The organism is Rivularia sp. UHCC 0363 (assembly GCF_034931125.1).
Classification (GTDB): Bacteria; Cyanobacteriota; Cyanobacteriia; order Cyanobacteriales; family Nostocaceae; genus Rivularia.
The window spans coordinates 1-7,132 of record NZ_JAYGHM010000082.1 but is presented as its reverse complement, the minus strand read 5'-3'; the positions used below and the strand labels follow the sequence as shown (position 1 = coordinate 7,132).

Below are 7,132 nucleotides of genomic sequence, written 5' to 3'. Positions count from 1 at the left end.
GTGGTGGAGTACTATCATCTGACTTTACCGGAATCGCGATCGCAAACTCTGTTCCTTTCCCGATTTCTGAGTTAAAAGTCAAATTTCCTTCGTGTTTTTCTACAATAATTTCACGAGCAATTGATAAACCTAATCCCGTCCCTTTTCCTACTGCTTTTGTTGTAAATAAGTTTTCAAAGATTCTCTGCTGAATTTCTTCGGAAATCCCTAAACCATTATCTGCAATTTTAATTACCGCAAAATTTTCGTCTGCGGTTAAACTGGTACTGATTGTAATTTGATTGGGATTTGCTTCTAATTGTTCAAATGTTTTCCCTACATTGGATTCTTCTAAAGCATCGATTGCGTTAGCTAGTAAATTCATGAATACCTGATTGAGTTGTCCAGAATAACATTCAATTAAAGGTAAATTACTATAGTTTTTAATTACTTTAACTTCCGGATATGACTCCGAAGCTTTTAAGCGGTGTTTGAGAATCAGAATAGTGCTATCAATTCCTTCATGAATATTCACAGGTATTTTATGTTCGGTATCTGCTCTGGAAAAAGTACGTAGACTAATACTAATATTGCGAATGCGTTCGGAGCTAACTTTGAGAGAATTAAATAACTTGGGTAAATCTTCCCGCAAATATTCTAAATCTATTTCGGCGATTTCTTCTTCGATTTCTGGCTCTGGATTAGGATAATATTTTTGATATAAGTTAATAAGTCCGAATAGATTGTCTATGGATTCTCGCGCAATTCTTAAGTTACCAGAAACGCAACCAACTGGATTATTAATTTCATGTGCGACTCCCGCGACTAAGTTACCTAATGCGGACATTTTTTCGCTTTGCACTAACTGAAATTGAGTTTTCTGGACATTTTCTAAAGCCTCAGCTAATTTGATAGATTGCTCTTCGATAATAATAATATCGCGATAAGAACGTAACGCAGCAATGGTAGTAGTAATTAACTTCTGTCTAGTAAGTTCAACTTTAAGTTTGTAATCGTTAATATCATAGTTAATCATCACCGACTCTTCCGGTGCATCTCCAGGTTGTCCGGTGCGTAAAATAATCCGCACTCGTCTATTTTTTAATTCTTCACGGATGTATTGAACTACCTCTAAACCTGCATTGTTAGTATCCATAACTACATCAAGTAAAATTAAAGCAGTATCGGGATGAGCAACGATTAATTGCTTAGCTTCTTGACTTGAATATGCAGAAAAGAAACTTAAAGATTTTCCTGAGAAAACAAAGTTTTTTAAAGCTAATTGAGTTACTTGGTGTACTGCGGGTTCATCATCTACGACCAGAATTTTCCAAGTTTCTGTGGGAGCTATATTTACATTTACCGCATTATCGGCTTCTTCTGAATCAAAGACTAAAATATCATCGTCTGCTTCTGAAAGATTAAGGTTGCTGTTAACTGTCATATAGTTATAATCCTAATTTGGAATAATTAATGCCTCTATACCAATCCGTTTTGATTTCTGTACGCGAAGCGTGACGTAGCCATATAACTCGTAGGGGTTAGGGAACAGGGAATAGGGAACGGGGAATAGAAAATGTACTTAGTCTTTTTTGAAATTCTGCGGAGTAATCCTATATATTAAGTGTGGTAAGTGATTAATCAACAAAAGATACAGGTAATGTGATTATAAATATTGTTCCCAAATCAACTTGACTTTTAACATTAATTTTGCCTTGAAGTTTTTGAGTTATGAGGTTATAAGCAATATGCAATCCCAATCCGGTACCACCTTGGTTTCTTGCGGTAGTAAAGAAGGGTTCAAATATTTTACCTAAATTTTCTGTGGGAATCCCGCAACCATCATCACTGTATTCAATCGTGACTGTATCCTGATGTTGAGTAATTTGAAAACGTAGTTGTCCCGCTTCTCCCGGTTGATAAGCGTGATTGAGGGAATTCATCGTTAAATTGGTGACAATTTGCGCGATCGCACCTGGGTAAGTATCGATTTGAATGTTACTGTCACCTTCTACAGTCAAAGTTAGAGCGGTATATTTAAATTTTGGTGCAAGAGTGGATAAAATTTCTTCAATATATGGTTTGATAGCAAAGGTACGTTTTTCTAAATGGGAAGAATCAACGGCAACTTGTTTGAAACTTTGAATCAAATCTGAAGCACGGTTGAGATTATTTAAGATCAAAACGCTAGTTTCGTTAGCAATTTCGAGATAGTTATTTAAGGATGAACGTTTTAATTGTCCTTGTTTGACAGCATGGTTAAAAGTAGTGGTTTCGTCTTTTAAAATAGAAGCAGCGGTGATACTAGTACCTACAGGAGTGTTGATTTCATGCGCTACTCCTGCAACTAAACTACCCAACGCAGCCATCTTCTCGGATTCTACAAGTTGTTTTTGAGTTGCTTTTAAATTTTCTAAAGCTTGAGAAAGTTCTTGAGTTCGTTGTGCTACTTTTTGTTCGAGGGTGTTGTAAAGACTAGCATTTTTGATCGAAATAGCTGCTTGAGAACAGATGAGTTTAAGTAACTTTAAACGTTGTGGGGGAAAAGCTGCGGTACTAAGATTATTTTCTAAGTAAAGAATAGCAACTAAAATACCTTGATGCTTTAGAGGAATGCATAAAACAGATTTAGGCTTTTGCGCTATAAAATAGGCATCATCAGCAAATTCAGCAGCCGTATTGGCTTCATTAAGTAAAACATCGGTGTGAGTTCTCACAACATAATTGAGCGCTGAAATTGGTAAATTATTGAAAGCTGTAATGGGAAGAGAATGTTTGAATTCTACCTCTATATCAGTATTGATTACCGCTTCAATAATCAGTTGATCGTCGCTGACGAAAATTAAATAACCTGTTTGCGCTCCGGCATTTTCAATTACTATTTTCATCAATTTCTCTATTAACTCAGATAACAATATTTCGTTAGAGATAGTCTGAGAAACTTTAAAAACGGTTTCAATATCTAACGATTCTCCCAAATCAGTAGTTGTAGATTGAGTGATAGTTGTTTGATAATTTGTAGTTTTTGTGTTTAAAGCATTCGAGAATTTTGTCAGTTTTGGGTTTAACCAGAAGCAATATTGACTTTCTAAATCTGCTACTTTATTTTTAGCACCCCAAATTTGATAGCAATAATAGGCTTTGCGGAGATAAAACTGAGCAAAATCTTCTTTATTCATCCCAAACCAAAACTTTGCAGCTAATTCATAAGTTAAAGCTTCATTTTGGATAAATCCATATGTATTTGCGGAAGCAATCGCTAAGTCATATAGTTCCATTGCTTCTAATTTATTGCCAGAAATTCGCGCTATTTCCGCTTCTATAATTAAATATTTATGTAAAAAATTAGCTTCACAATTATCAGACCAAATTTTCATTTGCTTTTGATTGCGTTCTAATTGATGCCAATATTGTTTTTGTTCGAGAAAAGTTGCAGCGGGATATAGTGCTGTTAAAATTAAAGACTGATAAAAATTACGATCGGCAACAGCAATTATCCCAACAACGTATTCTAATAATTTTTCTGCTTCAATAATTGCTTCTAGAGCTTCAACTGGTTGATCGTATAAATACAGAGTGAAAGACTTTAAAGTATAGTAATAAAATAAAGGCATATAGCTTTTTTGTTCCCAGCAGTTTTGTAGATAGTCTACTTCACTCAATTGGGAACTATCAAAATTAAGTAATTCATTAGTTTCACCTTTTAGGTTAATTAAACATAGTTTTGCAGCCCAAATAATATCATTCGCTGTTTGATTTTTATTTTTAGTGACAAACTGTAAACTATTATTAGTTTCACAAAGCAACTTATCAATACTGACACCTTGATGCAAATTATTAAATAGCTGACAAGCTAATATATATCCACAAAATTGTAGATCTCCAGATTCTAGACCAGCTTGAAATCCCGTAATAGCAATATCATTTGTTAACCTAACGTGTCTTACCCAAAAAATTTGAAAGGCTGTCAAAACAAAACAAGCTTTACATTTTTGATTAAGATTACGATATTTATCACTAATTTTAAGAGCCAATATTGCAAATTCGTAACCTTCTTGATATTTTCCCCATATTGAACCTAATAAAATTCCATAATTGCTATAGCCTTTTACTGATTCTGCTAAATTACCGTATTCTAAAGATAGGTTAAGCATTTTGAGGACAACTAAACTATAAAGTTTTTGATCTGTTAAATAACATGGTGGATCGATATTTATTAATATCTTAAGCGCAATAATTTTGTCCGGTATTGTCATCTTAGGTTGGTTGATTAATGAAGCTACTTCTTTTCCCTCAAGAAACTTATTAGCTTTGACAAATTCTGCTTCTAAGGCTTCATCTAAATTATTTTCTGGTAAATCAAAGCCAAGATATTGTAACCCTGCTTTCCCGGCTTCTATCGCTCGCTCCAACTTACCTAATAAGGTATATTGAATTATTAACAAGTTGTAAATATCTGCTTTTTCTACAGAATTTTTTGCTTTTTGAGCGATTAACTCAATTAAAGTTTCTGATTCTGTAAAATTACCGTTCAAATATTCAACTTCGGCAAGCAGTTTATATACTTCTAAAGTTAGCTCGTAAAATCTAAGCCAGCTATTAGTAGGTAATTCCTCTTTACTAATAATTAAATAATTTCTTGCAGCATCATATGCAATAGTATCCTTAGCTTTTTTAGCCGCAGATAAATTTAGTTTTACTAGTTCTAGTTTTTCCTGATAATCGATAATTAATTTGCGACCTAAATTTAAGTGATCTATAGACTCAAAAAAGTATTTTCTTTTCTCTTGTGCGGAAAATTTAGAATGTAGTAGCCAACCAATTTGTAAATGAACTGCTTGTTTTTCATATTCTGGAATCAAAACGTAAGCTGCTTGTTGAACTCTATCGTGGAGAAATTTAAAATTATAAATAACAAGTTGGGAATCAACGTTTTCTTTCTCAACAAACTCCAATCGTGAAGTTGGTAATACGAAACCTTGTTGAATAGAAACTTCTAAATTTTGGAAAGCTTCCATTAAAGTAAGTTCGCTGACAATTGCTAAAATACCTAAAGTGAAGTGATTACCGATACAGGCTGCTAAACGCAAGACCTTCTGAGTGGAGGATGGAAGTTTTATTAATTTGTCTACTATCAATTCCACAACATTATCGGTGATATCCATTGCTTTGATTTGCTCAAGCTCCCATTCCCATCTCGGTTTTTGTTCTCCTTGAGGAAATTGAAAATAAATCAGGTTTTCTGAATGTAAAGTATAAAGAAATTGATTGACAAAGAAAGGATTACCGTCAGTTTTATCAACAACTAATTTTGCCAGAGATTTAACATCATTTATATTTCTATGTAAAGTATCGGCAATTAAGTTAGTAATATTATCTTGATTGAGAGCAGTCAAATTTATTTTATTTATAGCCGTTCCATCCAGTCTTTCCAGTAAAATAATTAAAGGATGATTTGCATCAACTTCATTATCTCGATAAGTACCAATCAACAATAGATGATGCATCCGATTGTCCGTCATCATCAATTCAATTAACTGTAAACTTGCCGAATCTGCCCACTGTAAATCATCTATAAATAAAACTAGTGGATGTGTTCCTTGACAAAAAACGCGAATAAAGTTTAGAAAAACCTCATTAAACCGATTTTGGGCTTCACTTCCTGTTAACTCTTCTACAGTCGGTTGCTTACCGATAATTAATTCTACTTCCGGAATTACATCTATAATTATTTGAGCATTCGGTTCAACAGCAGATAACAGCTTTTGTTTCCATTGTTGTAAATGTACGTCACTTTCAGTCAAAAGCTGTCGTACTAATCTGCTCAAAGCATTGACTATCGCAGCATAAGGAATATTTCGTTGAAACTGGTCGAATTTTCCCGTTATAAAATAACCACGTTGACGAGTAATTGGTTGATAAATTTCTTTTACCAAAGCAGATTTTCCAATTCCCGAATAACCCGTAACCAAAATCATTTCCGCTTTACTATGTGCGGTTATAATTCGTTCAAATGCAGCTAACAAATTAGAGCGTTCTTGTTCCCGACCATATAGCTTTTGAGGAATATAAAATTGGTCAGAAATATCCTCTTTACCTAAATCAAAATCAGTAATGCAACCAAATTTATGCAATTGTTGCAAACAAATTTCCAAATCTTTCTTAATACCCCAAACACTTTGATAGCGTTCCTCAGCCGTTTTTGCCATCAACTTCATCACAATAGCCGAAATCATCGGAGGAATTTGAGAATTAATTGCATGAGGAGCAACAGGTTTTTTAGCTAGGTGACAATGAATCAACTCCATAGCGTCATTAGCTCTAAAAGGTAGCTGACGGGTAAATAATTGATACAAAGTTACCCCCAAAGAGTAGAAATCCGTGCGGTAATCAAGAGAACGATTCATTCTTCCCGTTTGTTCTGGAGAAATATATGCTAAAGTTCCCTCTAAAGCATTCGGACTAGATAAAGGTGTATGTTCGCTCCCCAATTTTGTAGAAATACCAAAATCGATGATTTTCAGTTGTTTAGTAACGGGATTAAAAACGGTATTACTAGGATTAATATCCTTATGAATAACTTGCGCTGCGTGAATTTGAGCCAAACTCTCAGTAATTTTACAGGCAATTGATAAACATTCGGGCAAACTAAATTCCTGTTGTTCAAGTAAATTCTTGAGTGATTCTCCCCCAAAGTCCTCTAGAATCATCACCACAGAATTATCATGTTGTAAATCGTAAGCTTTGATAATTCCTGGATGGTCTATATTACGAATGATTTCATACTCTTGCTTATAGCGAGTCAAATGTAAGGAATTCAAACAATCTTGCTTAAGTACCTTAAGGATAACTAATTCACCTTGTTCTTTTCTTCCCCGGTAAACCGTAGAATTACTGCTTTCATAAATTTGTTCGATAATCTCATAACCAGTAATAATCGCCATTGTTATACGCTCATTTATAAAGTTCTTAAGCTTAGAGTTCCCCGTTGTTTGATTTTTCTATCACATAGGGTGAGATGGGGAGATAGGGAGATAGGGAGATGGGGAGATAGGGAGATGGGGAGATGGGGAGATGGGGAGATGGGGAGATGGGGAGATAGGGAGATGGGGAGATGGGGAGATGGGGAGAGAAGGGACAAGGAGAATATAAC

The 7,132-nt window shown here is 34.5% G+C and carries 2 protein-coding genes; both read right to left on the bottom strand.

The features are described 5' to 3' along the window. The coding region (locus tag VB797_RS30420) for an ATP-binding protein (protein ID WP_323241509.1) at nt 1-1,423 on the bottom strand (1,423 nt) is incomplete at its 3' end. A gap of 193 nt (nt 1,424-1,616) precedes the next feature. After that, the gene (locus VB797_RS30415; RefSeq protein ID WP_323241508.1) at nt 1,617-6,923 is read right to left on the bottom strand and encodes an ATP-binding sensor histidine kinase; all 5,307 of its coding nucleotides are present in this window, start codon (nt 6,921-6,923) and stop codon (nt 1,617-1,619) included. Nucleotides 6,924-7,132 lie beyond the last annotated feature (209 nt).